Annotated in this window: 2 protein-coding genes; both read left to right on the top strand. The window is 61.7% G+C overall.

The genetic code is table 11. From position 1 onward, the window contains the following. Positions 1–142: 142 nt before the first annotated feature. Positions 143–1,393, top strand: a complete 1,251-nt coding sequence (istA, locus tag ACFO3E_RS15130) for an IS21 family transposase (RefSeq protein WP_380805783.1) — start codon at positions 143–145, stop codon at positions 1,391–1,393. Further along, the gene (istB, locus tag ACFO3E_RS15125) at positions 1,390–2,265 is read left to right on the top strand and encodes an IS21-like element helper ATPase IstB (RefSeq protein WP_380805781.1); all 876 of its coding nucleotides are present in this window, start codon (positions 1,390–1,392) and stop codon (positions 2,263–2,265) included. The genes istA and istB overlap by 4 nt, the downstream gene beginning before the upstream one ends. Positions 2,266–2,331: the final 66 nt, after the last annotated feature.

Here is a 2,331-nt window from a genome sequence, read left to right as displayed (position 1 = left end):
TGTTGATGGCGGAGTAAAATGCCCCGGATCGGACATTTGAAAATTCCCCACTTCTTCTGATTGGCCCTTGTCCGGGGCGAGCCCCGGACAAGGGCCAAAGCGAATAATCGGGCATGATCCTCCTGACGGGAGGCACGCCACGATGAAGAAGCTTGGAGATCTGATAATGATCCTGGATTTACATCGCCAAGGCCTCAAGGTGGCGGCTATCGCCCGTCAGGTCGGCATCGACCGTAAGACCGTCCGTAAATATATTGCCCGTGGCATCGAGGTGCCCAGCTACGGCCCCCGGCAACCGCGCGACCGTTTGCTTGACCCCTGGATGGATTATCTGAAGGCGAGACTTGAGGCTTATCCTGGGTTGAGCGCACGGCGCCTTCTGCGCGAGATTTGCGAGCGTGGTTACACCGGCGGCTACAGCACCGTGCGCGATACGGTGCGTACCTTGCGACCGGCAGGCGGTGGTGGCGCCTTCGCCGTGCGCTTCGAGACGCCGCCGGGCCAACAGGCGCAGGTCGATTTTGCCCAGTTCCGGGTGCGATTTACCAGCTCGCCGGACAGCGTCCAGATCGTGTGGTTGTTCTCGATGGTGCTGGGCTTCTCCCGCCTGATTTGGGGGCGCTTCGCCCGGCGCCAAACGATGCAGACCGTGTTGGCGTGCCACAGAGCCGCGTTCGAGGCGATAGGCGGCGTGCCGCGCGAAATCCTCTACGATCGTATGAAGACCGCCGTTCTTGGCGAGGATGAGGATGGTCGCGTCGTCTACAACCGGACGCTCGGGGAGTTTGCTCATCATTATGGCTTCCTGCCAAAAGCCTGCCGCGCCTACCGCCCTGAAACCAAAGGCAAGGTCGAGCGGCCGTTCCGCTACATCCGGGAAGACTTCTTCCTGGGCGGCACGTTCCGCGATCTCGATGATCTCAACCTCCAGTTCGGTAACTGGCTTGGCAACGTCGCCAACCCGCGTGTTCACGCCTCCACCGATCGTGTTGTCAATGAGGCGTTCGCCGAGGAGCGGCCAACGCTGCAAACCTTGCCGCTGATCCCCTTTGGCGCGGTTCTCAAGCTTGAACGCAGGATCAGTCATGAAGGCATGGTGAGCGTCGGCGGCAATTATTACTCGGTGCCCGACGCAACGCGACGGCGCGTGGTCGAGGTTCACAGCTTGGCGGACGAAATCCAGATCTTCGAAGACAATCGGCTGATCGCACGACATCCGCTGCTCGAGGGGCGCCGGCAGCGCTCGCTTCTGGAAGGCCACCGGCGCCAATACCGCCCCAAAGAAGAAAACCCGATACCGCATGGCTTTACCGGCGAACAGGTCACGCGCCGGTCGCTCGACTTCTACGCCGCCGTCGGTCAGCAGCTGGCGGCGTCGGGAGCAACAGCATGAGCTCGCTTCTTCCCGATCCGACAGCGTCGCTGCTTGATCGCATCAAGACCAGTATGGTGGGCCTCAAAATGCCGCGGGCTATCGAGGTCGTCGACATCTGCGTCTCCCGCCTCGATCGCGGCGAGATCACCGCGCTCGAGCTGGTCGAACAGCTACTGCTCGAGGAGTTGACGTTCCGCGAGGATCGGCGGATCCGGACCGCCCTGCGAATGGGCCGGCTTAACACCGTCAAAACTCTCACCGGATACGACTTCTCGTTCCAGCCCTCGCTCGACAAAGCCCGCATCCTGGCGCTTGCCGAACTGAACTTCGTCGCGCGCTGTGAGGTCGTCCACCTACTGGGGCCGCCCGGCACCGGCAAGAGCCACCTGGCCAGCGCACTCGGCCTGGAAGCCGTCAAAGCCGGCAAGAGCGTCTCGTTCATCACGCTTGCCGACCTGATCGGCGCGCTTGCGAAGGCCGAGCGGGAGGGCTCGCTGCGTGAGAGGATCCGCTTCTACTGCAGGCCTTCTCTGCTCATCGTTGACGAGATCGGGTACCTCCCGGTCATACCCGGCGGTGGCAACCTGTTCTTCCAGCTAGTGAACGCGCGCTACGAAAAGGGAGCGATGATCCTCACCTCAAACCGAGGCTTTGCCGAATGGGGTGAAATCTTCGGCAGCCCAGTCGTCGCCACCGCGCTGCTCGACCGCTTGTTGCACCACGCTATCGTCATCCAGATCGATGGTTCAAGCTATCGGCTCAGGCGCCATGCCGACCTGCTGCCTGAGCATGTTCGCTCGACTGCTCGCATCACACCACCGGCGCCGACAGAACCTCGTCGCCGCGGGCGACCACCCAAAGATGGAGCTGCACCCATGCCCACATCGTGAACCTCAAACCGCAAAGTGGGGAATTTTACTTTGCCCGTTCTGGGGAAAATTACTGTGCCGTTGACA

The organism is Sphingobium tyrosinilyticum (assembly GCF_042654265.1).
GTDB classification, from domain to species: domain Bacteria; phylum Pseudomonadota; class Alphaproteobacteria; order Sphingomonadales; family Sphingomonadaceae; genus Sphingobium; species Sphingobium tyrosinilyticum.
Note: the sequence above shows the minus strand (reverse complement) of the source record. Positions and strands in the feature narration are given on the sequence as shown.

What these genes read in the sequence shown, in the direction of transcription:
- istA (WP_380805783.1), top strand. Translation starts at nt 143, where the DNA reads ATGAAGAAGCTTGGAGATCTGATAATGATCCTGGATTTACATCGCCAA.
- istB (WP_380805781.1), top strand. Translation starts at nt 1,390, where the DNA reads ATGAGCTCGCTTCTTCCCGATCCGACAGCGTCGCTGCTTGATCGCATC.